The sequence below is a fragment of the Acidobacteriota bacterium genome (assembly GCA_039683095.1).
Lineage (GTDB): Bacteria > Acidobacteriota > Aminicenantia > Aminicenantales > Saccharicenantaceae > RBG-16-66-30.
The window spans coordinates 70449-95860 of sequence record JBDKSB010000001.1; the positions used below are offsets into that span (position 1 = coordinate 70449).

General features: G+C 68.5%; 17 protein-coding genes. 10 read left to right on the forward strand and 7 right to left on the reverse strand.

Annotation, left to right across the window (positions count from 1 at the left end; genetic code table 11):
- Positions 1–35 precede the first annotated feature (35 nt).
- The 9 genes from rbr (at position 36) to ABFD52_00405 (ending at position 9697) form a co-directional block, all read left to right on the forward strand.
- Positions 36–614 (forward strand): rubrerythrin, encoded by a 579-nt coding sequence (gene rbr / locus ABFD52_00365; protein ID MEN6559213.1) that lies wholly within the window; start codon positions 36–38, stop codon positions 612–614.
- Between the two features lie 96 nt (positions 615–710).
- Complete coding sequence (acpS, locus tag ABFD52_00370) at positions 711–1094, forward strand: holo-ACP synthase (protein ID MEN6559214.1); 384 nt, start codon at positions 711–713, stop codon at positions 1092–1094.
- Positions 1095–1117: 23 nt separating this feature from the next.
- Positions 1118–2818 carry an acetate--CoA ligase gene (gene acsA / locus ABFD52_00375; protein MEN6559215.1) on the forward strand — a complete coding sequence of 567 codons (1701 nt, stop codon included), beginning with the start codon at positions 1118–1120 and terminating at the stop codon, positions 2816–2818.
- Positions 2819–2889: 71 nt separating this feature from the next.
- The gene (locus ABFD52_00380; GenBank protein ID MEN6559216.1) at positions 2890–3147 is read left to right on the forward strand and encodes an acyl carrier protein; all 258 of its coding nucleotides are present in this window, start codon (positions 2890–2892) and stop codon (positions 3145–3147) included.
- Between the two features lie 12 nt (positions 3148–3159).
- Complete coding sequence (locus tag ABFD52_00385) at positions 3160–4407, forward strand: glycine C-acetyltransferase (GenBank protein MEN6559217.1); 1248 nt, start codon at positions 3160–3162, stop codon at positions 4405–4407.
- Between the two features lie 181 nt (positions 4408–4588).
- Positions 4589–5044, forward strand: coding sequence for a desulfoferrodoxin family protein (locus ABFD52_00390; protein ID MEN6559218.1), 456 nt, complete (start codon positions 4589–4591; stop codon positions 5042–5044).
- A 99-nt stretch (positions 5045–5143) separates the two neighbouring features.
- Positions 5144–5731: an acetate uptake transporter gene (locus tag ABFD52_00395; protein ID MEN6559219.1), complete on the forward strand. Its 588-nt coding sequence runs from the start codon at positions 5144–5146 to the stop codon at positions 5729–5731.
- A gap of 103 nt (positions 5732–5834) precedes the next feature.
- Complete coding sequence (locus ABFD52_00400) at positions 5835–8054, forward strand: M28 family peptidase (GenBank protein MEN6559220.1); 2220 nt, start codon at positions 5835–5837, stop codon at positions 8052–8054.
- Positions 8055–8089: 35 nt separating this feature from the next.
- Positions 8090–9697 (forward strand): alkaline phosphatase, encoded by a 1608-nt coding sequence (locus tag ABFD52_00405; protein ID MEN6559221.1) that lies wholly within the window; start codon positions 8090–8092, stop codon positions 9695–9697.
- Positions 9698–9700: 3 nt separating this feature from the next.
- Here ABFD52_00405 and ABFD52_00410 read toward each other — a convergent pair whose 3' ends face one another.
- From ABFD52_00410 to ABFD52_00435, 6 genes are all read right to left on the reverse strand, one after another.
- Positions 9701–13108 carry a family 16 glycoside hydrolase gene (locus ABFD52_00410; protein ID MEN6559222.1) on the reverse strand — a complete coding sequence of 1136 codons (3408 nt, stop codon included), beginning with the start codon at positions 13106–13108 and terminating at the stop codon, positions 9701–9703.
- A gap of 21 nt (positions 13109–13129) precedes the next feature.
- The gene (locus ABFD52_00415) at positions 13130–14401 is read right to left on the reverse strand and encodes a Gfo/Idh/MocA family oxidoreductase (protein ID MEN6559223.1); all 1272 of its coding nucleotides are present in this window, start codon (positions 14399–14401) and stop codon (positions 13130–13132) included.
- A gap of 95 nt (positions 14402–14496) precedes the next feature.
- Entirely contained in the window at positions 14497–16386 is a 1890-nt protein-coding gene (locus ABFD52_00420; protein ID MEN6559224.1) for a formate--tetrahydrofolate ligase, read from the reverse strand.
- Positions 16387–16570: 184 nt separating this feature from the next.
- Positions 16571–17884: a hypothetical protein gene (locus ABFD52_00425; protein ID MEN6559225.1), complete on the reverse strand. Its 1314-nt coding sequence runs from the start codon at positions 17882–17884 to the stop codon at positions 16571–16573.
- A gap of 17 nt (positions 17885–17901) precedes the next feature.
- Positions 17902–19215, reverse strand: coding sequence for a hypothetical protein (locus ABFD52_00430; GenBank protein MEN6559226.1), 1314 nt, complete (start codon positions 19213–19215; stop codon positions 17902–17904).
- 160 nt (positions 19216–19375) lie between these two features.
- The gene (locus ABFD52_00435; protein ID MEN6559227.1) at positions 19376–20656 is read right to left on the reverse strand and encodes a hypothetical protein; all 1281 of its coding nucleotides are present in this window, start codon (positions 20654–20656) and stop codon (positions 19376–19378) included.
- A 179-nt stretch (positions 20657–20835) separates the two neighbouring features.
- Here ABFD52_00435 and ABFD52_00440 point away from each other — a divergent pair, with 179 nt between their 5' ends.
- On the forward strand, positions 20836–22641 hold the full coding sequence (locus ABFD52_00440; GenBank protein MEN6559228.1) for a beta-galactosidase family protein: 1806 nt from the start codon (positions 20836–20838) through the stop codon (positions 22639–22641).
- Here ABFD52_00440 and ABFD52_00445 read toward each other — a convergent pair.
- Positions 22633–25320: a bifunctional acetate--CoA ligase family protein/GNAT family N-acetyltransferase gene (locus ABFD52_00445; protein ID MEN6559229.1), complete on the reverse strand. Its 2688-nt coding sequence runs from the start codon at positions 25318–25320 to the stop codon at positions 22633–22635. The genes ABFD52_00440 and ABFD52_00445 overlap by 9 nt on opposite strands.
- Positions 25321–25412: the final 92 nt, after the last annotated feature.

Here is a 25412-nt window from a genome sequence, read left to right on the forward strand (position 1 = left end):
CCTCTTGAAAAATCGGGAAAAAGGAGGGACGAAGAATGGCCAGATCGATCCATGGCACCGAGACCGAGAAGAACCTGTTGAAGTCGTTCGCCGGGGAATCGCAGGCCCGCAACCGCTATACCTATTTCGCCAGCGCCGCCCGCAAGGCGGGATTCGAGCAGATCGCCAACATCTTCCTGGAGACCGCCGAGAACGAGCGGGAGCACGCCAAGGTCTTCTTCAAGCACCTGCAGGGGGGCGCCGTCGAGATCACCGCCGCCTACCCGGCCGGCGTGATCGGGGACACCAGGGCCAACCTCGAGGCGGCCGCGGCCGGCGAGAGGGAGGAATGGAGCGATCTCTACGCCCGTTTCGAGGCCACGGCCCGGGCCGAGGGCTTCCCGGAGATCGCGGCCTCCTTCAAGGAGATCGCCGAAGTGGAGGAGTTCCACGAGAAGCGCTACCGCAAGCTGGCCGCCAACGTCGGGGCCGGACAGGTCTTCAAGCGGCCCGCGCCCGTGAAGTGGCACTGCACCAACTGCGGCTACGTCCACGAGGGCCCGGAAGCCCCGGCCGAGTGCCCGGCCTGCCACCATCCCCAGGCGTACTACGAGCTCCTGGCCGAGAATTACTGATCTCCCGGGCCGATCCCGGCCGGCTTTGACATTTCCCCGGCCTCATTTATAATACAGGCCGTCGTTTCGAAAGAACGTGGAAAGGCACATCGCGCGTTGATCTTCGGGGCGGGAACGGACATCATCGAAGTCCGACGGATCGAGGACAAGCTCCTCCGGACCGAGAACCTCAAGGCCAAGCTTTTCACCCCGGCCGAGATCGCCTACTGCGAGTCCAAGCACTATCCCGCCCAGCACTTCGCCGCCCGCTTCGCCGCCAAGGAGTCCTTCCTCAAGGCCATGGGCACGGGCTGGTCCGGCGGCCACAAGTTCATCGAGATCGAGGTCATCGACAATCCCCAGGGCAAGCCCGAGCTCTTCGTCCACGGCAAGGTCAGGGAGTTCTGCGAAGCCCACGGCATCGGCGTCATGGAGGTCTCGCTCACCCACATCAAGGATGTCGCCTCGGCCGTCGTCATCCTCGAGAAGAAAGCCCCATAACCCGGAAGGGAGACAAAGCGCGCATGTCGAACATCGGCTCCTACGACGAACGGATCAAGGACTTCAGCTGGTCGATCGCCGAGAAGGAGCTGGGCTACAAGCCCGGCGACGTCATCAACATCGGCTGGTACTGCACCGACCGCATCTGCCGGCTGGGCCAGGCCGGCAAGGTCGCCCTCCACTGGGAGGGCTTCACCGGCGTCGAGAAGACCTACACCTACAACGACATCCGGCTGGCCAGCAACACCATCGCCGTCTTCCTCCGCGGCCTGGGGATCAAGCCCGAGGAGCGGGTCTGCCTGTTCATGGACCGCGTCCCCGAGCTCTACCTGGGCTTCCTGGGCATCCTCAAGACCGGGGCCATCGCCCAGCCGCTTTTCTCGGCCTTCGGCGACGAGTCGCTCCTCGTCCGCCTGTCCAACGCCGAGACATCGGCCGTCATCACCCAGAAGAAGCACGCCCCCAAGGTCCGCAAGATCCTCGACAAGCTGCCGCACCTGCGCCACATCATCATCGTCGACCACGACGGCGCCCCGCTCAAGGACCGCGAGGTCGCCTTCTCCCTCGAGAAGGCCGCCCCGGTCGAGCATTTCGACGTCCACCCGACGACGGCCGAATCGCCTTCGGTCCTGCACTACACCTCGGGCACGACGGGCATGCCCAAGGGCGTCAAGCACGTCCACTATTCGCTCATCTCCCAGTACCTGACGGCCAAGTGGGTCCTCGACCTGCGGGACGACGACATCTACTGGTGCACGGCCGACCCCGGCTGGGTCACCGGCACCTCCTACGGCATCATCGCCCCCTTCGCCCTGGGCGTCACCCAGTGCGTCCTCGACGCCGGGTTCTCGGCCGAAGCCTGGTACAAGTGGATCGAGAAGCGCAAGGTGACGATGTGGTACTCGGCGCCGACGGCCATCCGCTCGCTGATGAAGGCCGGCGACGAGATCGTCAAGAAGCACGATCTCTCCTCCCTCCGCCACCTGGCCAGCGTCGGCGAGCCGCTCAACTCCGAGGCCGTCGTCTGGTCCCAGCGGGTCTTCGGCAAGCCGTTCTACGACACCTACTGGCAGACCGAGACGGGCTCGATCGTCATCAGCAACTACCCGGGCATGGAGGTCCGGCCGGGCTCGATGGGCAAGCCCTTCCCCGGCATAACCGGGACCGTGCTCGACCCGGTCAGGAACGAGCCCTGCCAGACCCACGGCAAGATCGGCCTGGTGGCCCTCAAGTTCGACTGGCCCTCGCGGATGCGGACCTACTGGAACAACCCCGAGGCCTTCCAGAAGAAGTTCCGCAACGGCTGGTACATCACCGGCGACCGGTCCAAGCTCGACGCCGACGGCTACTTCTGGTTCGCCGGCCGCGACGACGACATCATCAACACGGCCGGCCACCTGGTCAGCCCGTTCGAGGTCGAGTCGGCCCTGCTCGAGCACCCGGCCGTGGCCGAGTCGGCCGTCGTCAGCAAGCCCGACCCCATCAACCTCGAGGTGGTCAAGGCCTTCGTCACCCTCAAGCCCGGCTTCACGGCCAGCCAGGACCTCGACCTCGAGATCATGAACTTCATCCGCAAGAAGCTCTCGCCCCTGGCCATGCCCCAGGAGATCGAGTTCATCCCCTCGCTCCCGAAGACGCGGAGCGGCAAGATCATGCGCCGGCTCCTCCACGCCAAGGAATGGGGCGAGGAGATCGGCGACACCTCGACGCTCGAGAACGACTGACCCATGGGGACATGTTCCGAATTCTCCGGAATCCGGTACGCGTCCCCCACTATAAGATAAGGAGCATTCCTATGGCAGACGAACTCAAGGACATCGTGCTCAATTATGTCACCAAGGAGTACCTCGAGGACGACAGCGAGCCGCTGACCTACGACACGCCGCTCATCTCGGGCGGCATCGTCGACTCGTTCTCGATGGTCTCGCTGAAGCGTTTCCTCGAGAACAAGTACCAGATCGCCATCCCGGACGACGAGGCCACGCCCGAGGCCTTCGACTCGGTCAACAGGATCGCCGCCCTGGTCGAGCGCTTCATGGCCAAGAAGGGCTAAGAGGAGGGGACCATGGCCTACAGCGACAAGGTCCGCGGCGCCTATAAGGCCACGCTCAAGGGCATCGAGGACGCCGGGCTGTTCAAGCGGGAACGCCTCATCCATTCGCCCCAGGCGGCCGACATCGAGGTCGAGTTCCCGGCCGGCTCCCCCCTCAGGAAGGTCATCAACATGTGCGCCAACAACTACCTGGGGCTGTCGAGCCACCCCGAGGTCATCAAGGCGGCGCACGAAGGGCTCGAGTCGCGCGGCTACGGCATGTCCTCGGTCCGCTTCATCTGCGGCACCCAGGACATCCACCGCGAGCTCGAGAACAAGCTGACCGCGTTCCTCGGGACCGAGGACACGCTCCTCTTCCCGTCCTGCATGGACGCCAACGCCGGCGTCTTCGAGGCCATCCTGACCAAGGACGACGTCATCATCTCCGACCGCCTCGTCCACGCCTCGCTCGTCGACGGCATCCGCCTCTGCAGCGCCATGCACGACACGATCAAGCACTCCGACATGGAGCACCTCGAGGAGAAGCTCCAGCTCCACGCCGACAAGCGCTTCAAGCTGGTCGTCACCGACGGCGTCTTCTCCATGGACGGCGACGCGGCCAAGCTCGACGAGATGGCCCGCCTCTGCGAGAAGCACGACGCCATGCTCCTCGTCGACGACTCGCACGCCACCGGCTTCATCGGCAAGACGGGCCGGGGGACGCACGAGCGCTGCGGCGTCGTCGGCAAGATCGACGTCATCACCACGACCTTCGGCAAGGCCCTCGGCGGGGCGTCCGGGGGCTGCGTCAGCGGCCGGCGCGAGCTGGTCGAGATGTGCCGGCAGCGGGCCCGGCCGTACCTCTTCTCGAACACCATCGCCCCGGTCGTCGTCGAGGGCGTCCTCAGGGTCATGGACCTGATCACCGGCTCGACCGAGCGGCGCGACAAGCTCGAGCGCAACGCCGCCTACTGGCGCAAGGGCCTGACCGAGGCCGGGTTCGTCCTCAAGGAAGGGGATACGCCGATCATCCCGGTCATGCTCTTCAACGCCAAGCTGGCCCAGGACGTCTCCCAGGCGCTCTACGACGAGGGAATCTACGCCATCGGCTTCTTCTTCCCGGTCGTCGCCCAGGGCCAGGCCCGGATCAGGACCCAGATCTCGGCCGGCCACGAGATCCACCACCTCGACAAGGCCCTGGCCGCGTTCGCCAAGGTGGGCAAGAAGTTCGACATCCTGGGCAAGACCAAGCAGGAGATCATCGCCAAGTACGGCCTGTAAAGGATTTTCCGGAAAGGGGCTGCCCCTGCACGGGGCAGCCCCTTTTTTGATGGTTCTTCTCCCGCTTCCGGGGAGCCCCTTGCGCAGGCCTGGCTCAGGGCATCTTTCTCCATTGTCATTTTCCCGGCATTCTGCCATATTGGAGTCTGGCTGGACGGAAAGTCCGTACGGGGAGGGTGACATGAAGAAGTTCTGTCTTGTGGGGATCTTCGTCGTCGTCGCGGCCATCGGCCTGGGGCCGGCCCTGCAGGCGGCCGAGGCCCAGCACGTCGCGCCGCCGGCGAAGAAAGCGCTCCAGGCCAAGCCGTTCACGATGACCGACTTCGGCCCGTGGAACGAAGAGGTGGCCAAAAAGCACGTTCCCACTGTCACGTTCGAGAAAACGGGCGCCGGCCTCAAGGTCACCGTGCGGGTCGACAACCATCCAATGGACCCCCAGAAGCCGCACTGGATCGAGTGGATCCTGCTCGAGGACGCGGACGGCCGGAAGCTCGGCGAGAAGAGGTTCAAGGCCGCCGACCCGGGCCCGGCGACCGCCGTGTTCGAGCTGCCGGCCGTGCCCGACAAGGTCAAGGCGCTCGAGCGCTGTAACATCCACGGCATCTGGCTGAAAGAGGCGGCCGTCGAGCTCAAGTGACGCGCTGGCGCCGGGCCATTCCCGCCGGCTTCGTCTTGACACTCCCCCGAAGGGTGTATTATACCTGGCCCAACGACATCCGCCCGGAGGAGCATCAAGATGGCCACGAACAGCAGCCTCGCCAATCCCGCGCCGCTCGGCCTGATGGGCTTCGGCATGACCACGGTCCTTCTCAACATCCACAACGCCGGGTTCTTCCCCCTGAGCGCCATGGTCCTGGCCATGGGCATTTTCTACGGCGGCATCGCCCAGATCATCGCCGGGATCATGGATTTCAAGAAGGGCAACACCTTCGGGACGACGGCCTTCACCTCCTACGGCCTGTTCTGGCTGTCGCTCGTCGCCATCTGGATCATCCCCGGGACGGGGGCCCCGAGCGGCGCGGTCACGCCCGCTCCCTACCTGGCCTGGTACCTGTTCCTGTGGGGCCTGTTCACTTTCTTCATGTGGTTCGGCACGTTCGGCAAGAACCGGGCCCTGCAGTTCGTCTTCCTCAGCCTGACCATCCTGTTCTGGCTGCTGGCCGCCCGCGACTGGACCGGCTCGGCGCTCGTCGGCCGGATCGCCGGCTTCGAAGGCATCGTCTGCGGCCTGTCGGCCATCTACCTGGCCATGGCCGAGGTCCTGAACGAGGCCAAGGGCCGGACCGTGCTGCCGATCGGCGTCATCAACAAGATCGTGGACTGAGGGCGTGCCGGACGGCCGGGTTCGCCTTTCCGGTATTGACCCGCCCGGGCTCCCGGGTATATAACGTCCCGGAACGTCGAACGCCGTCCCCAAGGAGTCCGCGATGTCCAAACGCCTGCCGCTCGTCCTCGCCGGCGTCGTCGCCTGCGTTCTCGCGCTGACGACCGCCGCCGCCGCCCAATACACGCCCTGGCTCTACTGGACCTTCCTGCCCCAGGCCCAGACCGACGAGATCGTCGGCGAGGCCTCCGGCGAATCAGCCTGGAACACCATCGCCGAGATCAACGCCTTCAACCGGCAGCGCTTCCCCGAGGAATTCGCCGGCAACTTCCTGGAGACCCAGGTCGTCGTCCGCAAGCTCAAGAGCTACGGCTTCGAGGGCGTCGACATCGTGACCTGCCCGGGCGGGCCGGCCTGGGTGGCCCTCAAGGGCGAGCTCTGGGAGACCAGGCCCGGGCGCCAGAAGCTGGCCTCGATCAACGACATGCTGCCCATGCTGGCCTCCGGCAGCTCGGACGCCGACGTCACGACCGAGCTCGTCTGGATCGGCCGCGGCACCGCCAAGGAGATCGCCGACGCCAACGTGGCCGGCAAGATCGCGGTCACCGAGGGAGCCCTGATGATGGCCTACGGCCCGGCCGTCGGGAAAGGCGCCCTCGGCCTCATCTCGATCAGCCTGTCCCGGCCGTATTTCGACCCGCTCCAGATGCCCTGGAACGGGATCATGACGCGGCGGCGTCCCGCCGGCCCGGGTCCCGCCGGCCAGCCCGGCCAGCCCGGACAAACGCCTCCCCCCGGCGGCGGCCGGCCCCCGGCTCCGGCCGAACAGGCCGCGCCGGCGCCCCAGGCCCAGGGCTTCGCCTTCCAGCTGAACGTCCGCGAGGGCGACATCCTCAAGCGCCGCCTGCTGGCCAACGAGAAGATCACCGTCCGGGCCCAGGTCCGGACGAAGACGGAGACGGCCGACCTCGAGAACGTCGTCTGCGCCATCCCCGGCGCCGACCCCGCCGCCGGCGAGATCATCCTCTCCGCCCATCTCTTCGAGGGCTTCCAGAAGCAGGGCGCCAACGACAACATCTCCGGCAGCGCCACCATCCTCGAGGTCGCCCGGACGCTCCAGACCCTCATCGCGGACGGCCGCCTGCCGCGGCCGAAGAGGACCATCCGCTTCATCTGGGGCCCCGAGTTCTCCGGCATCGGCGAGTGGGTCCGCACTCACCGCGAGATCATGGAGCGGACGCTCTGCAACATCAACATGGACATGGTCGGCGAGTGGCTGTCCAGGAACCAGTCGTTCTTCTGCCTGATGCGGACGACCTACGGCCATCCCCATTACATCAACGACGTCATGGAGAACTATTACCGCTACGTCGGCGAGGGCAACCGCGAGCGCATCCAGAACCGGGCCGGCGCCTCGGGCGTGCCCGTCCGGATCGTCGCCCCCTCCGGCGCGGACGAGCCCTTCGTCTATTCGATCGAAACGCATTACGGGGCCTCCGACCATGAGGTCTTCAACGATTGGGCCGTGGGCGTGCCGGGCGTCATGATGATCGCCTGGCCCGACAAGTGGTACCACACCTCGGGCGACACGGCCGACAAGTCCGATCCGACCCAGCTCAAGCGGGCCGCCGTCATCGGGGCGGCGGGCGCGTACACGGTCGCCGCCGCGGACGCGGAGGCCGCCTCGGCTATCGCCGCCGAGACGGCCTCGAACGCCGTCCGCCGGCTCGGCCATGAGCTCGCGGCGGCCCTCGAAGCGCTCAACGCGGCCACGGCCGGGACGTTCGCCGACGATTCACGCTACGCCAGGGGCATTTTCGAAGCCGCCGTCCTGAACGAGAAGGAAACGCTGGCCTCCGTCCTCGAGCTGGCGCCCGGCGACGCCGGGCTCGCGGCCGACGTGGCCCGGCTGTCCAAGTCCGTGGACGGCACCGGGGCGGCCGGCCTGGCGGCCCTCGAGGCCCGGCGGGCGGCCGTGGCCCGCAAGCTCGGGGTCAAGGCTGCGCCCATGGTCCTGACCGAGCTCGAAAAGAAAGCCGCCAGGATCGTGCCCCGGCCTACGGCCAAGGTCCGGGAGGGCGGCTACCGCGAATACCAGAAGTTCCTGACGGCCGTCACGCCCGCCGACCGGCTGAAGTTCCCCCTGGCCGGCAAGGGCCTGGCCCTGGCCAATCAAGGCGAGCTGCAGCTCCTGGTCAACGGCAGGCACAGCGCCCTGGACATCCTGAAGATGCTCGACGCCCAGAACGAGCGGCGCTCGACGCTCCAGGCCGTTCTCAACTGCCTGGAGATCCTGAAGCTGGCCGGGCTGGTCGAATGGTGAGCGGGGTCTTGGCCTTCGCGATATAATAATAAGTCATGACCTGGAGCCAGGGAAGGAGCGCGCGCGCCGCTTTCGGGGCGCTTTCCGCCACCGCTCTCGCGGCCATCCTGCTTTCGGCCGCCGCGTGCGGCGGCCGCCGCGCCCCCGCGGTCACGCACGTCATCTTCTTCATCGGCGACGGGATGTCGGCCGAGTCGGAGGTCGCGGCCAGCCGCTACCTCTACGGCAAGGACGACGGCCTGGCCTGGCAGCATCTTCCGGCCAGGGCCTACGTCGCGACCTGGGATGTCAACGCCTACAACAGCCATGCCCGGGCGGCCGGCCGGCCGCCCTATTCCCGGTCGTCGTTCGACCCCGCCCTCGGCTACGACGTCAAGACCAGCGGAGCGAAGCCGCTGGCCGGCCCCGGGATCACGCAACGTTTCCCGCCGGGTCCGGCCACCGACTCGGCCTCGGCGGCCACGGCCCTGGCCACGGGCTTCAAGACGGACTCGGGCAACATCGCCTGGCTCCCGGGCGACCCGCCCGGCGGCCGCCTGACGACCATCCTCGAGGACGCGCGGGCGCGGCTCGGGGCGGAGATCGGGGTCATCAGCACCGTTCCGTTCGATCACGCGACGCCGGCCGCCTTCGTCAGCCACAACACCGGCCGCGGCGCCTATTACACCGGCCTCAAGGGCTACCAGGGGCTGGGCCTCGCCGACGAGATCATCCTCAGGACCAAGCCCGATGTCGTCATCGGCGGCGGCTCGCCGCTCCTCGACAATCCGGGTTTCGATACCCGGAAGGGCTACATCTCGGAATCGCTCTACCGGGCGCTCCAGTCCTCCCCGGACTACGTCTTCGTCGAGCGCAAGCCGGGCCAGGACGGCGGCCGGGCCCTGGCCGAGGGGGCGGCCGAGGCCGTCCGCGAGGGCCGCAAGCTCTTCGCGCTCTTCGGCGGCAGGGGCGGGAACTTCGAAGTGCCGCAGGTCGATGATTCGCCCGGCCAGCCGCGGGTCACGCCCGGAAGCGCGGAGAACCCGTCGCTGGCGGAGGCGGCGGAGGCCGCCCTCGGTTATCTCAGTCACGGCCCCAAGGGCTTCGTCCTCGTTATCGAAGAGGGCGACATCGATTGGGCCAACCACGACAACGACTACCGGGCCATGATCGGCTGCGTCGCCGACCTCGACGCCGCCGTCCGGGCGGCCCTGGCCTTCGTCGACAAGCCGGGGGACGACGTCGATTGGACCAACACGGTGCTCCTGGTCACGGCCGACCACGCCACGGGAGGGCTGCTGCTGGGGCCGGGCGCGACGCTCGGCGCCGGCGGCTTGCCCCGCGAGGTGGCCCGCGTCGACGAGGAAGGGCAGCCTCCGGCCAAGATCGGCAGCGACCGGGGGCCGATGAACGGCCCGGTCATCAAGAAGCCCGACTATCCCTCGCCCTACGACTACCCGGACGGCGATGTTTCCTACGGCACGGCCGGGCACACCAACGAACTCGTCGATCTGGCCGTCATCGGCGCCGCGGCGCCGGACTTCATGCGCTTCCGCGGCGCCTGGTACCCCGGGCCGATCCTCGACAACACCCAGATCAACGCCGCCCTCAGGCAAGCCCTGGGCCTGCCGCCGCTCGGCCGTCATGCCGGCCGGGCGAACTGATCCCTACCGGAGCTCCTTCAGCCGGATGTCGCGGAACTCGACGATCGAGCCGTGCCCGAGGAAGCCGATGTGGCCGGAGCCGCGCCCGAGGCCGGGATGCTCGTTGTGGTCGATCGTGCCGCCGGCCGAGGCCTGGTCGAGGTCGGCGTCGACGATGGTCGAGCCGTTGACGGCGACGGTGACGCGCCGGTCCCTGACCGTGACCTCCTCCGAGTTCCATTCCCCGGCCGGCCGCAGGAAGCCGCGGCGGGCCGGGACGACGCCGTAGATCGAGCCGTGGTACTGGTACGGCCGGAGGCCCCAGTAGACAGGCGACCCGTCCTCGAGGATCTGGATCTCCATGCCGGCGTAGGCGGCGTCGCCTTCGATCGGGGCCCGGACGCCCAGGCCGTTGTTGGCGGCCGGCGTCAGCTTGAACTCGAACCGCAGGGTGAAGTCGGAATATTCTTTGGCCGTGTAGAGGTTGCCGCTGCCGCGGTCGGGGTGGATGACGATCTTGCCGTCCTCGGCGACATAGCCCTTGGTGTCGCCCGTCCAGCCCTCGAGGTCGCGTCCGTTGAAGAGCGCGACGAAGCCCTCGTCCGCCTCGGCCGGGGTCAGCCCGGGCGACGGCGCGTCGCGGGGGATCTCGCGGAGGAAGATGTTCCGGAAATAGAGCGGATTGCCGTGGGCCTGGAGCTCGATCTGCCCCGCCGGGTAGATGGGCATGGCCCTCTCCCAGTAGTTCTCGAGGGCGACGTTGTCGACGACGAGCTTGTCGTTGAGATAGACGCTGACGCGCTCTCCGATCATGATGACGCGGAACGAGTTCCACTCGCCGGCCGGGCGGTCGGCCCTCTCCGAGGGGACGCTCTTGCCCTTCTGGTTGTTATAGAGGCCGCCGGAGCCGACGGGATTGGCGGCCGGGTCCCAGATCTGGACCTGGGGCGCCCCGCGCAGGTAGATGCCGCTGTCGCCGCCCTTCTCGATCTTCCAGTCGACGAGGAGCTCGAAATCGCCGTAGTCGGAGGCGGTGCAGAGGCTTTCGCCCTTGCCGTCGAAGACGAGGACCCCGTTGACGACCCGCCAGTGGGCCCGCATCCGCTCGTCGGCCGCGACCTGGGCGGCCGCCAGCTCCTGGGCGGTCATCCCGGCCCGGGCCGGGGGATCGGCGACCAGGCCCTTCCAGCCGTCGAACGTGCGGCCGTCGAAGAGCGGGGTGAAGCCGCCCTGGCGCAGGCGGGCGACGATGATCTCGTTGACGCGGGCCTTCTCGGCCGGGTCGTCCGTCCGGGCCTCGACGCGCCGGAGGGCGGAATAGGCCTCGTGGCCGGAGAGCCAGCGCTCCTGCGGCGCCTGCTCGGACGTCAGCTCGAGGAGGCCGGCCGCGGCGGAGTCGCCGAGGGCCGGATCGTCCAGGCAGCCGGCCAGCAGGCGCAGCGACTCGGGCTCGCGGATGGCGGCCGCGCCCGGGAGGACGGCTTTCTTGTCTGCGTTTTCGAACTTCTGGGCGAGCAGGTCCTGTAAGAGGGCGAGCCTCCGCTGCCCGGTCATGTTCGCCTTCCCGACCAGCCGGACGTAGCCGTCGACGGCCAGCAGGCGATAGCGCTTGCTCGCGGTCGTCGCGGCGATGCGCAGCAGCTCGCCGGCGGCGGCATAGTCGGGCCATTGGGACAGGGCATAGACGGCGGCGGTCTGGACTTGTGTGTCAGGATCGCCCGTCGCGGCCAGGACGGCGCTCATCGCCTTTTCCCCGCCGACATTCGGCAGGACGCGGAGGATGACGGCCTTGCGGCCGGAGGAGGCGCCGCTCATGAGCTCGACGAGCGCGGCCCCCAGCCGGGACGGCTCGGCACCGCGGACCGCGGCCGCGGCCACCGCGTTCTGGAGGTTGACGATGTCGTCGGCGTCGGCCGCCCGCTCGAGCATCTCCACCAGGCGGGGGAGGTCGCGTTCGCCGGCCAGCCTGGCCAGGGCGCCCAGGGCCGAGGCCCGGGTCGCCGGGTCGGGGTCGGCGGCCAGGGCGAAGACGCGCCCGATCTCGCCGCGGGCGCCCTTTTCGCCGAGAAGGTCGATCAGGACGGCCCTGCCGGGATGCGGGGTCGGATCGATGAGCTCCGCGGCTCTGGGCGCGACCTCGTCGGCCCGGTACTGGAGGAGCGCCGTCTTCAGCGCGGCGGCCTCGGCCGGACCGGCGGCGCCGATGAGCCCGAAGAGGTCGGCCAGGACCGACGGCCCGCCCAGCCGGACCGCCGCGGGAATGGCCGCCAGCCGGACGATCTCGTCGCGGCCGCGCAGGGCTTCCCGGACGACGGGCAGGGCCGCCGGATCGCCCCGCCTTCCCAGCATGGCGATGATGGCCGCCTCGAGGTCCGGGCTCGCGGACCTGGCCAGCTCGATCCATTGCCCCGTCGCCGCCGCGTCGCCGGATTTCTCCGCCGTCCCGAGAGCGGCGCCGCGGAGGGCCGGATCGGAGCTCGCGGCGGCCCGGACGAGATCGGGCAGGGCCTTGTCGCCGAGGATCGAGACGACGAGGCTCAGGGCGCCCGCGGCGACCTGGCTTTCGGAGGGCCGATCATAGGATCTGAGGAGAGCCCGGGCCGAGGCCAGGGCGTCGGCGGTCCTTCCCGACTCGGCCAACCGGCGGGCGTAAAGGAGATAGAGGCCCGGGGCTTCGGCCCTCTCGCTCCAGGACGCGGCGACGAGGACTTTGCCCAGGACCGGCCCGGCGACGGGATCTCCGATGTTGGCCAGCGCGGACCGGGCGGCCCGGCGCAGGCCTTCGTTGCCGGCGTCGGCCAGGCGGAGAAGCTTCCAGACGGCCTCGCGGCTCCGCATCGCGCCGAGGCCGTCGATGATCGCCAGCTTGGCGGCGGCCGGCGCGGGATCGAGCCCCTTGAGCATGGTCTTGGCCGCCTCGGGGCCGCCGATCGCCTGGAGAGCGGCCACGGCCGGTCCGGCCAGCGCCTCGTCCCGGAGACAAGGGGCGAGCGGCTTGACCGCCTCCGCCTTTCCCGCGGCCTGGACCTGGCTCAGGAAAAAGGATGCGACGTCCTTGTCGGCGCTCGACGCGAGCGATGCCAGGACGGCCTTGACGAACATCAGGCGCTCGGCCTCGGCTCCGCTCCTGGTCACATAGACGGCCAGGCCGTTCGCGGCGAAGCGGGCCTTGGCGTCGTTCCCCGCGCCGGGAGGGAGAACGCGGGCGAGCGTCTCGGCCAGGCCGGCCGGGCCGAGCTTGATCAGGTCGGCGCAGAGGGCGTCGCGCGCCGCTCCGTTTTCGGCCGGGAATCGCTCCACGACGGCCGAGACCCGGGCCTTGAGATCGGCGGCCGTGGCGGAGGCGCCCCGGCCGTAGGCCGCGAGGGGACCGGAGGCGAGGAGGGCGATCGCGGCGGCCGCGAGGACGACGGGGGCGAAGGGCTTCTTCATGGCGATCTCCTCAAGCTCTCGTTACAGGCGCCACGGCGCCCTCATGGGCTGCCCGGCCAGCCGGTTGGCCGCCTCGTCGCCCGGAAAAGTCTCGGTCGCCGGATCGTACCGGAGCGGCCGTCCCAGTTGGACGGCGATCTTGGCCAGGTTGACGATGGTGCAGGAGCGGTGGCCGTTCGTCTCGTTGAGGGCGAAGCGGGTCCGCGTCCGCACGGCCTCGGAGAAGTCCGTGAGCTGCGGCTCGGGATCGGGCAGGGCCGCCAGCTTCTCCCGCAGGTCGGGGATGTCGGATCCGAAGCCGCGGTAGAGCTTGCCCTTCGGGCCCTCGAGGAAGGGCGCCGACTTGTCCCGGTTCTCGCCGTCGAGGACGATGAGGCAGCCGTCGGCGTACTTCATCTCGATCCGGCGCCAGCTGCCGCAGGCGTCCGGATGCTGCTGCGGGCAGTCGGCCGCGATCTCGACCGGGCTTTCGCCGTCCTTGTCCAGGATGTATTGGACGGGGTCGAGGTAGTGCATGCCCATGTCGCCGAGCCCGCCGCCGTCGTAGTCCCAATAGCCGCGGAACGTGCCGTGGACGCGGTGCGGGTGGTAAGGCTTGAACGGGGCCGGGCCGAGCCAGAAGTCGTAGTCGAGCTCGGGCGGCACCGGCTCGGGCCGGGCGTGGGTCAGTCCGCTCCAGTAGAACTTCCAGTCGAAACCGGTCGTGGCGCTGACCGTGGCCCTGATCGGCCAGCCCAGGAGGCCGTTCTGGACGGCCTTCTTGATCGGCTTGACATCGGTGCCGAAGCCGTAGAAGCCGCCGGTGAAGCGGAACCAGGTGTTGACGCGGAAGATCCGGCCGGCTCGGCGGACGGCGTCGACGACGGCCCGGCCCTCGGCGATCGTCCGGGTCATGGGCTTCTCGCACCAGACGTCCTTGCCCGCCTCGGCCGCGGCGATGGAGATCAGGGCGTGCCAGTGGGGCGGGGTGGCGATGTGGACGATGTCGATGTCGGGGCGGGCCAGGACCTCGCGGAAATCCGAGTAGCCGTCGACGCCGGGGCCGGCCAGCTCCAGGGCCGATCGGAGGTGCTCGCGGTCGACGTCGCAGACAGCCCGCAGGACCGAGCCCGGATAGCCGAGGTGGCCCCGGCCCATGCCGCCGACGCCGATGACGGCCTTGGTCAGCGTGTCGCTCGGGGCGAGATAGCCCTGGCCGCCCAGGACGCGGCGCGGCACGATGGTGAAGGCCGCGGCGGCCGCGGCGCCGGCGCGGAGGAAATCGCGGCGGGTGAAACGGCGGGAATGACGCATGGCACGAACCTCTCGAAGGGACATACCCGGCCATTATAACAAAGAACGGGGTGCGCGCCGAAGGCCAGCGTCCCCGGGCCGGCGGCGCGGCGGCCTCAGAACAGGCCCTTGACCTTGCCCGTCTCCAGGTCGAGATCGACGTCGAAATAGACGGGCCGCGTCGGCAGGCCGGGCATCGTCCTCATGTCGCCGCAGAGGGGATAAAGGAAGCCCGCCCCCACGCTGGCCCGGATGTCGCGGACGGGCAGCAGGAAGTTGCGCGGCACGCCCTTCCACTCGGGATTGTGGCTCAGGCTCAGGTGGGTCTTGGCCATGCAGATGGGCAGCCGGTCGAAGCCCAGCTTCGTATAGAGGGCGACCTTGGCCTCGGCCTCGGGCGCGTACTCGACGCCGGCGGCGCCGTAGATCTCGGTCGCGATGGTCTCGATCTTCTTCTTGATGTTCCAGTCGAGCGGGTAGAGGAACCTGAAGCCCGACGGCTTCGCGCAGGCGGCCATGACCGCCCTGGCCAGGGCGACGGCCCCGGCCCCGCCGTCCGCCCATTGGGTGGAGGCCACCGCGTCGTCGGCCCCGACGGCCAGGGCGGCCTTGCGGATGAGCTCGATCTCGGCGTCGGTGTCCGTGGTGAAGCGGTTGACGGCCACGACGACCGGCACGCCGAAGCGCAGGGCGTTGCGGATGTGGGCCGTGAGGTTGGCCAGCCCCTTGGCCAGGAGGTCGAGGTTCTCGTCCGTGTACTCGGGGGCGAGCGGCTTGCCGGCCACGACCTTGGGCCCGCCGCCGTGCATCTTCAGGGCCCGGACCGTGGCCACCAGGACGACGCAGTTCGGAACGAGGCCGCTCGTCCGGCACTTGATGTCCATGAACTTTTCCATGCCGCAGTCGGCCCCGAAGCCCGACTCGGTGACGACGTAGCCGTCCTTCCCGACCAGCCGCAGCGCGATCTGGTCGGCGATGACGGAGGAGTTGCCGTGGGCGATGTTGGCGAAGGGGCCAGCGTGGACGATGGCCGGCGTGTTCTCGACCGTCTGCATGAGGTTGGGCATGATGGCGTCCTTCATCAGGACGGTCAGGGCCCCGCCGACGCCGAGGTCGTCGGCCGTGACGGGCTGGCCCGCCTTGCTCGTGCCGATGACGATCCGGCCCAGGCGCTCCCGCATGTCGGCCAGGCCCGTGGTCAGGGCCAGGATGGCCATGATCTCCGAGGCGACGGAGATGTCGAAGCCCGTCTCGCGCACCATCCCTTTCTCTTCCGGGCCCAGGCCGATCTTGACGACCCGGAGGAAGCGGTCGCTGATGTCGACGACCCGGTTCCAGGTGATGCTGGCCGGGTCGATGTCGAGGCGGAACATCCGGCGCTTCTCGTCCGGCGTCAGGTCGGCCGGGTTGGTCTTGTCGATGCCGAGCTTCTTGAGGCGGCGGAGCATGATCGGGGAGAAGCGCCGCTCGCCCTTCTTGCTGGCCGGGCAGAAGGCGTTGAACAGCTTCTCGTCGTCCTGGGCCGATTCGTGGAGGATGCGGACGTCGATGGCCGCCGCCAGGAGGTCGTTGGCGGCCGTGACGGCGTGGATGTCGCCGGTCAGATGGAGGTTGAAGTCCTCCATGGGCACGATTTGGGAATAGCCGCCCCCGGCGGCGCCGCCCTTGATGCCGAAGGTCGGGCCCATGCTCGGCTGGCGGACGACGGTGACGACCTTCTTGCCCAGGTGGGCGCCGAGGGCCTGACCTAGGCCGACCGTCGTCGTCGTCTTGCCCTCGCCCAGCGGCGTAGGCGTGATGGCCGTCACGTCGATGTAGCGGCCGAGCGGCTGGCCCTTGAGCCGGTCGAGCACGTCCAGGTGGATCTTGGCCTTGTATTTGCCGTAGAGATCGAGGTCGTCCTCGCCGAGACCGAGGCCGGCGGCCACCTGGACGGCCGGAAGCAGATCGGCGGACTGGGCGATCTCGATGTCGCTGGGGACAGGTCGGGCGATCTTCACTGACATAGGCGGTCTCCCTTCTCCCGTTTTCCCGGCAAGGTGCCTATCGTAAGCAAAAGGCCCGGGGAAAAGCAAGCCCACGATGCCGGGAAACGGGAATGGCGGAATTGCGGGACATGCCCCTTTTCTCTTAAAAGGATCGCGTCCCGGGAAATCCCGGCGGGGGCCCGAATTGGCGAGGACCTGTGGGCTAGAAGCTGATCGAGATGCTGCGGCCGCCGTTGCCGAAACGCGGGTTGACGACATTGCTCTTCATCGAGCCGAAGGAGAAATTCAGCCCGACCGAGAACGAATAGTCATAGCCCGTGGCCAGCTGCCTCTGGCGGAGCAGGATGTCCTCGTAGGACGCTCCTCCGGACGAGAGGGCCAGCTGGTCGCGGATCCGGCTGTAGCTGCCGTCGACCTCGAGGTTCAGGCCGCGCCAGATGCGGAATTCCAGCTCGCCCTCGAGCTCGACCCGGTTGTACTTGAAGTTTTGGAAGAAGTTGGACCCCTGAAGCTGGAGCGAGGCCTTGCCCCAGGGCTGGACGACCTCGTAGGCGACGCTCAGGGCCTCCTGCAGCAGAGTCTGGGCCGTCTTGAAATAGACCGTCTCCTCGTAGTAGCTCGCCCGGGTCAGCCCGATCCGGTAGAGGATCCGGAGCTGGCGCTTGGTCGATTCCGAATAGGGGAAGACGTCGTACTCGAGGGCCGGGGTGGCGCTCATGGACATCTTGAGATTCGAATAGGTCGAGGACTCGGCCTCGAGGTAGCCTCCGGCCGACCAGTGCTCGCCCAGGCTCTTGACGACAAGGCCGGAGGCGCCGCGGCCGTGGGTCGAGCCTTTGTAGACCGTGCCGTCGCCGAGGTCGAACCTGTAATCGCTCCAGTTGCCGTAGACCTGGGTCCTGATCTTGAGCGCCGGCGTCGTCCGGCTGGCCGAGGCCGAGGCGTAGTAGGAGCCGCTCTTGTACTGGGTCTCGCCCGAGACAAAGGCGTTGCCGCTCAGGCTGAAGACCCAGAAGTCCCACTTGTCGTTGACCGCGGTCGGCTTGGCCTGGTCGAGGAACTTGACCGACAGGTCCTTGGCCGCGGGCGTCTTGGCCGCGTAGCGGAGGAGACCCAGGCGGACCAGGGCGGTCACCCCCTTGCGGACGTCCTCGGGCTTCTCGTCGCGGCCGGGGGCGTAGGTCAGGACGTTGTCCTGGCCCTGGAACTCCCCGAGGCCGGAGATCTCGATGCGCAGCCGGCCCTCCGGCGGCGGGCCCGCGGGCGCGACGGCGACCCGGACCTGGGCGGCGTCCAGGGAGGGGACGAAGGCGGCGAACTGGATGTCGGCCCGGACGGCCTCGATGTCGCCGCCGGGCCAGTCGAGGAAGACCCTCAGCTGCGGCGGCTGGGGCGGTCCGGCCGGCCCAGCCGGCACGGGCGGCCGGACCTGGGCGCTTGCGGCCGGGGCCAGGACGAGGACGAGCCCGGCGAGGATCGCCGCGGCCTTGAGGCGGCGGGTGGGGATAGTCTTCATCGCGTCTCTCCCGGACCCTAATTGATGTTGATGCTCAAGCCGCCGCCCCCGGTCGAGCCGAAGCGGGGATTGATGACGTTGGTGAAGATCGAGCCGAACTGGAACTGGAAGCCGACGGCGGCGAAATAGTTGTCGTTCATCGGCAGCTCGCGGAGGCGCAGGAGCTGCTCCTCGTAGGTCGGTTCGCGGCCGAGGAGGGAGAGCTGGTCGTGGATCCAGGAATAGCTGCCGATGACGTAGACGCTGAGGCCCTTGTAGAGACGCAGGTTGACGACGCTGAACGTGTCCACGCGGTACTTGGCGAGGTCGTGAAGGTAGTTCGACGCTTCGGCGCTGACGCTGATCGTGCCCAGCTTTTCGCGGAGGTCGAGCGACAGCGACAGGGACTCCTGAAACAGCGTCTCCCGGAGCTTGCCGTAGATCGTCGCCTCGCGGTAACGGACCGGGATGACGCCCAGCTTGTAGAGGGCCCGAAGCTGGCGCCGGGTCGACTGGGAATAGGGGAAGAAGTTGTATTCGACGGCCGGCGCCAGGTTGAGACCGAGGTCGACGTTGCTGTAGAGCGAGGACTCGACCTCGACGTATGCGCCGGCCGACCAGTGCTCGCCCAGGCTCTTGACGAACAGGCCGCTCAGGCTCTGGCTGGACGAGGTGCCGGTGACCGTCCCTTCCTCGGTCTCGTAGCGTTCTCTCGAGGCGTTGACGGACAGCCCCAGCTTCAGCTTCGAGCGGAGGGTGACGCGGTTGGCCGAGAAGGAGCCGTAGATCGAGCGGCTGAGGTAGCTCTCCTCGCCGGAAAAATAGCCTTGGCCGGACAGGCTGAAGACCCAGGAGCGCCAGCGGTCGGGTCCGGCCGGGCCGGCCGTGGGCCGGGCGTAGCTGACGGCGATGCGGCCGGCGATCGGGGTCCGGGCGACGAAGCTCATCAGCCCCAGCTTCAGGGCCTTGACCATCCCCTTGCGGACCTCGTCGTCGGTGTCGGTCTTGGACGAGAAATATTTCTGGACGTCGTGGAGGTCACGGCAGTCGTTCTGGCCGATGAAGGTCATCGTGTACTCGATCCCTCCGCCGCCCGTGCTCTGGGTGCTGACCAGGACATGGACCTGGGCCTCGAGCCGGTCCCGGACGTAGTTGACGAAGGTGATCTCGGTCTTGACGTAATCCAGGTCGCAGCTGTCGCAGTCGAGGAAAACCCTGACGGCGGACTTCTTCATCTCGTCGATGGCGGCCTGGGCCTCCTGAGCGCCCGGGAGGGGCGCGGCCGAACCGCGGCCGAGGACCAGGATCAACAGGCAGGCCAGGATGATCGCGGCTCCGGTCACCTTCCTCATGGGCGTTCTCCTCAGCCGCACGGGCCCGGGGCCGCGGCCGTCAGCGTTGTTGATCGGGAACAGCAGCAATTACCATGCCACGCGGAGACCGCCCGCCTGAGGGAAGACAGACTCCAGGCATCTTTAATTTATACGCCCCGGCGTAAGAAATGTTTACATGTCAGAAGAAATAGTAGGCCGCCAGAAGGAGGCGGAGGTTGCGGACGAAGCGGGCGTCCCGGACCTTGCCGAAGAGGTCGGGCATGCCGTATGAGGCCGCCGTCAGCTCGACCTCGCCGGCGAAGCGCATCTTGCCGGCATTGTAGACCAGCCGCGGCGAGAGACGGCAGATCTCGTCGATGTTGAAGCCCCGGGCGTAACCGACCCCGCCGATCTCGTGCGGCGAGCCGAGATTCTTGGCGTAGCCCGCGAAGAGGCCCGCCTGCCAGGGCGTTCCCGCGGTCTGAACCTCGGTCCAGAGAGAAAGGGTCGCGATGGGCGTGTAGGACCAGTCTCCCCGGGCCTCGTCGACCACGTCCCGGACGGCGTAGCCGCCGAGCATCGTCAGGTGGTGCAGGTTCTGTCCCCAGACGGCTTCGGCCTTCCAGGACCACTTGGGCCACCTCTGCTTGAAGAAGGCCATGGCGGCCAGGCCGGTCAGGGACTCGTCCGTCGGGTAGCCGAGGGCGGTGACGATGCGCGGGGCCAGCCGCATGATGTCGGCCCCGATGCCGGCCACGGTCTCGGTCTTCCGGGCCGCGTCCTTTTTCCCGTACTGAAGCTTGAGGTTGAATTCGGGGAGGGCGGCATTCCGCAGGTAGACCGAGCTCGCCCCCTCGGGGCCGTTGCTGACGAAGTCACGCTGGGCCAGGGCCGTCGCGGACAGGCTGAAGCCGCCGATGATCCGGGTGAAGCGGACCTGGGGGCTGCGGTTGAACGGCTGGAATGGCGCGCCGGTGTTGAACGAGACGACGTCGGGGAAGCTCTCGGTGACGAACATCGGGTGCCAGAACTGGCCGATCATGAGCTCGGAGCGCGCCCAACTGAGCTTGAGGAAGCCGTGGCGGAGCCGGAAGCCGTTGAGGTCGCTGTCGGAGGTGCCGAAGAACTCGGCTTCGATATAGGCCGAGGTCCTGGCCCCGAGCGCATCCGGCCCGGTGATCGTCCCGGCCAGCCGGGTTTGGATGGACAGGATGTTGAACGTGTCGCGGGCGTTGACGTCCCCGCCGTCGGGCCCGAGCGACGGGCCCTTGGGGAAGAGCAGGTAATGGCCCTCGCGGATGGCCGTCGTCTGGCGTGTATCGTAGAAGATGTCGGTCTTGACGAAGCCGGACAGGGTGATCCCGAAGGCCGGCTTCTTGGCTTCCTCGGAGGCGGCCCCCGGCGCCGGCGCGGCCGAGAGGGCCGGGACGAGAAGGGCGATGCGAATAACAAGAACGAGGGCGAAGCGCGTCTTGGTCATATCGGGCTCCCCGGCCGCCGGGCCGCCAATAAGAGGGGGTCAAACCTGCTTGTTACCCATTATTGAGCAAAAAGCAGGTTTGACCCCATCCGGAAGGGGATTATAACGGCCGGGGGCCGAAAGTCAATTGTGTGATAGAATCGACGGGTCGCGACGAGATACCCGTTCGGGAGGGCAGCATGAGGTTTCGCAGGATCGCGCTCGCCGCTGCGCTGGCCGGATCGCTCCTGGCGCCGGCCGCTCCGCAGCGGAGCTTCCGCCTCGGCGAGAAGGATTTTCTCCTCGACGGCAAGCCCTTCCGGATCATGGCCGGAGAGATGCACTACCAGCGCATCCCCCGGGAATACTGGGCCGACCGGCTGACCAAGCTCAAGGCCGCCGGCCTCAACACGGTCGGGACCTATGTCTTCTGGAACCTCCTGGAGCCCGAGCCCGGGCGTTGGGACTTCGCCGGCGCGAACGACCTGGCCGCCTTCGTCCGGACCGCCCAGAGGATCGGCCTGTGGGTCATCATCCGGCCGGGTCCCTACGCCTGCGCCGAATGGGACTTCGGCGGCCTGCCGGCTTGGCTCCTGCAAACCCCGGACATCAAGGTCCGCTGCTCCGATCCCCGTTACCTCGCGGCCTGCGAATCCTACATCCTCAGGCTCGGCGAGGTCCTCGGCGACCTTCAGATCCAGCGGGGCGGGCCCGTGATCATGGTCCAGGTCGAGAACGAGTACGGCAGCTACGGGAACGACCGCGATTACCTGCTCGCCCTCAAGGGTTTCTGGGAGCGGGCCGGGCTGGAGGTCCCGCTCTACACGGCCGACGGCGCGACGCCCTACATGCTCGAGGCCGGGTCCATCCCGGGCGCGGCCATCGGGCTCGACCCGGGGACGAGCGAGAAGGATTTCGCGGAGGCCGCCCGTCTCGAGCGGGGCGTGCCCGTCTTCTGCAGCGAGCTCTATCCCGGCTGGCTGACGCACTGGGGCGAGCCCTGGGCCCGGGTCAAGACCGAGGACTTCCTGCCCGAGCTGCGCTGGCTTCTCGACCACGGCAAGTCGTTCAGCCTCTATATGTTCCACGGCGGGACGAATTTCGGCTTCACGGCCGGGGCCAATTTCAGCGACCGGTACCAGCCGGACGTGACCAGCTACGACTACGACGCGCCGCTCGACGAGGCCGGCCGGCCGACGCCGAAGTATTTCGCCGTCCGCGATCTGCTGGCCCGCTATCTGCCCAAGGGGACCGCGCTGCCCGACCTGCCCGAGCCCCTGCCGACGATCAGGGTCCCGGCCATCGCGTTCGACGAGAGCGCCTCGGTCTTCGACAACCTGCCGCCGGCCGTCCGCGGCGCCCAGCCCGGGCCGATGGAGTCGTACGGCCAGACGGGCGGCTTCATCCTCTACCGGACCAGGCTCCTCGGCCACCGCGGCGGCAACCTGGCCGTCGCCGATCTCCACGACTACGCTACCGTCTTCGTCGACGGCCGCTTCGCGGGGACGATCGACCGGACCAAGGGCGAGACGACGGGTTTGGAGATCCCCAGGGCCGAGCCGGCCAACGAGACGCTCGACATCCTCGTCGAGGCCATGGGCCGGATCAACTACGGGCCGCGCCTGCTCGACCGCAAGGGCATCACCGACCGCGTCACCCTGAACAACATGACCCTCATGGGCTGGGACGTCCACCCGCTGCCCCTGGACGCGGAGTACCTGGAGCGGCTGCGCTTCGCCCGCCGCCCGGCCGAGCGGCCGGGCAACTTCTTCCGCGGGCGGTTCGAGCTCGCGGCCGTCGGGGACACCTACCTCGACATGAGCGGCTGGAAGAAGGGGGTCGTCTGGGTCAACGGCCACAACCTCGGCCGCTACTGGGAGATCGGGCCGCAGAAACGGCTGTTCTGCCCGGCTTCCTTCCTGACGACGGGGACGAACGAGATCGTCGTCTTCGACCTCCACGCGCTCAAGCCCGCGACCGTCGCCGGCTTCCAGGACCTAGAGTAGGTCCTTCGAGACCTCGACGAGGGAGCTCTCGAGGTCGTTGACGATGCGGAAGCCGCGCTTCTCGAAGACGGCGATCATGCGCGGGTTGTCCGTGGCCGTGATGGCCGTGACCTTCCGGACGCCCCATTCCCTGGCGATGCCCAGGCAGCAGTCCGTGACCAGGCCGCCCAGGCCCTTGTCCTGCCAGGCGTCCTGGACGAGGACGGCGTACTCGGCCGCGTCCCGGCCGGGCTCGGCGACCAGCCGCCCGACGCCGATGAGCTTGCGGTCCGGGCCCTCGCCGGCCTCGGCCACGATGGCCAGCTCCCGGTCGTAGTCGATGTAGCAGTACCGGCTGGCCACTTCATGGGATTGCCAGAAGAAGAAATAGCGGAAGCGCGAGTAGATGGATTCCCGCGAACAGCTGGAGAGCAGGTCCAGCCACAGCGATTCGTCCTCCGGCTTGATCGGCCGGAGCGTGATCGGGGTGCCGTCGCGCATCCGGGCCCGGCGGACGAACTCCTCGGGGTAGGGCCGCAGGGCCAGGTGGGCATAGGGGCGCTTGGGGTCCTCGACGGCGTTCCGGTCGCCGAGGACGCGGGCGTCGAGCGCGACGACGCCTTCGGCCGTGACCAGGAGGGGGTTGATGTCGAGCTCGGCCACCTCGGGGAAGTCGGCGGCCAGGCAGGACAGCCTGACGAGGGCCTCGACCAGCTTGTCGACGGCCGCGGCCGGTCGCCCGCGGTAACCGTAGAGGAGCGGCCGCATCCGCAGCTCGTCGAGCATGCGCCGGGCCAGGCGCTCGTTGAGGGGCGGGAAGCCGATGGCCCGGTCGCCGTAGATCTCGGCGGCCGTGCCGCCCATGCCGGCCATGACCACGGTGCCGAAGGTCGGATCTTTCTTGACGCCCAGGATCATCTCCAGGCCTTCGCCGGCCCGGATCATCTTCTGGACGGTGACGCCCTCGAGGCGGGCCGCCGGGGCCCGGCGGGCGACCGTCTCCATCATGCCGGCGAAGGCGGTCCGGACCGCCGCCGCGTCGCCGAGATCGAGGGCGACGCCGCCGACGTCGGTCTTGTGGGTGATATCGGGCGAGAGGATCTTCAGCACGACCGGGTAGCCGGCCGCGTCCGCGGCCCGGACGGCTTCCCCGGACGTGGCCGCCGGGACCGGGCTGGTGACCGGGATGCCGTAAGACGCCAGCAGCTCCTTGGACAGGGTTTCGGACAGGGCGCCCCCCGTCCGCGTCAGGAGGCCGGCGAACCTGGCCCGGAGGACCTTGCGGTCGACGGGGAAGTCCACGGAGATGTTCCTGGGCGTCTCGTAGAGCGTCTCGAGGTTGCGGGCGTAGGAAACCAGGGTCATGAAGGCCTTGACGGCCTGTTCCGGCGTCTGGTAGGTGGGAATGCCCGCTTCGTTGAGGAGGTTCGTGCCTTCGCGCATGGCCGCCCCGCCGAGCCAGGCGGCCAGGACCGGTTTGGCCGTCACGGCGGCCAGGGCACAGACTTCCTTGGCCACGGCCGTCGGGTTGGTCATGGCCTGGGGCGTGATGATGACGAGCAGGGCGTCGACGGCGGGGTCCCGGAGCACGATCTGGGCCGCTTTGGCCACCAGCTTGGACTTGGCGTCGCCCAGGACGTCGACGGGATCGCGGCGCGACCATTGCGGCGGCAGCGAGGCGTCGAGTTCGGCCAGGGTGGCGTCGGACAGGCGGGCCAGCGCGCCGCCCGAGGCGACGAGGGCGTCGGTGGCCATGACGCCCGGGCCCCCGGCGTTCGTCAGCACGGCCAGGCGCGGGCCCTTGGGGATCTTGGGCCGGCCGACGAGATCGGCGCAGTCGAAGATCTCGCCGATGTTGAAGACCCGGGCCAGGCCCATGCGCTGGAAGGCGGCGTCGTAGACGGCGTCCTCTCCGGCCAGGGCGCCGGTGTGGGAGGCGGCCGCGGCGGCCGATTCGGGGAAGCGGCCGGCCTTGTAAACGACGATGGGCTTCATGCGGGCGAAGGCGCGGGCCGCGGTCATGAACTTGCGGGCGTCGGAGATGGACTCGATGTAGAGGAGGATGGACCGGGTCGCCTCGTCCTCGCCGAGGTAGTCGATGAGATCGCCGAAATCGACGTCGATCATGTTGCCGGTCGAGATGAAATGCGAGAAACCGAGCTTTTCTTCGGCGGCCCAATCCAGGACGGAGGTGCAGAGGGCGCCGGACTGGGAGACGAAGGCGACGTGGCCGGGGCGGGGCATGGAGCCGGCAAAGCTGGCGTTGAGCGGCAGGCCGGGCGAGATGATGCCCAGGCAGTTCGGGCCGAGGACGCGCAGGCCGTCGAAGCGCCGGGCCTCGGCCAGGACGGCCTGCTCGAGGGCCAGGCCCTCCGGGCCGGTCTCGCGGAAGCCGGCCGAGACGACGATCAGGCCGCGGATGCCGGCCTCGCCGCACTCGCGCACGAGGGCCGGGACCTGGGCCGCGGCGGAGCAGATGACGCCGAGGTCGGCGGTCTTGGGCAGCGAGGCGACGTTCTGGAAACAGGGGATGCCCATCACCGCCTCGGTGGACGGGCTGACGGGATAGACGACGCCGCGGAAGCCGCCGCCGATCAGGTTGGCCAGGATCCGGCCGCTGACGCTCCTGGGATTGGGGCTGACGCCGACTAGGGCGATCCGCTGGGGTTTGAAGATCTTATCGAGGGTCTGAATGTTCATCGACCCTCATTTTACCAAAATGGGGGACATGATACCTGTTTCCCAATCTCAAGCAGCGATCGGCCGGATGAACGCCCGACCCGCGGCAGGGG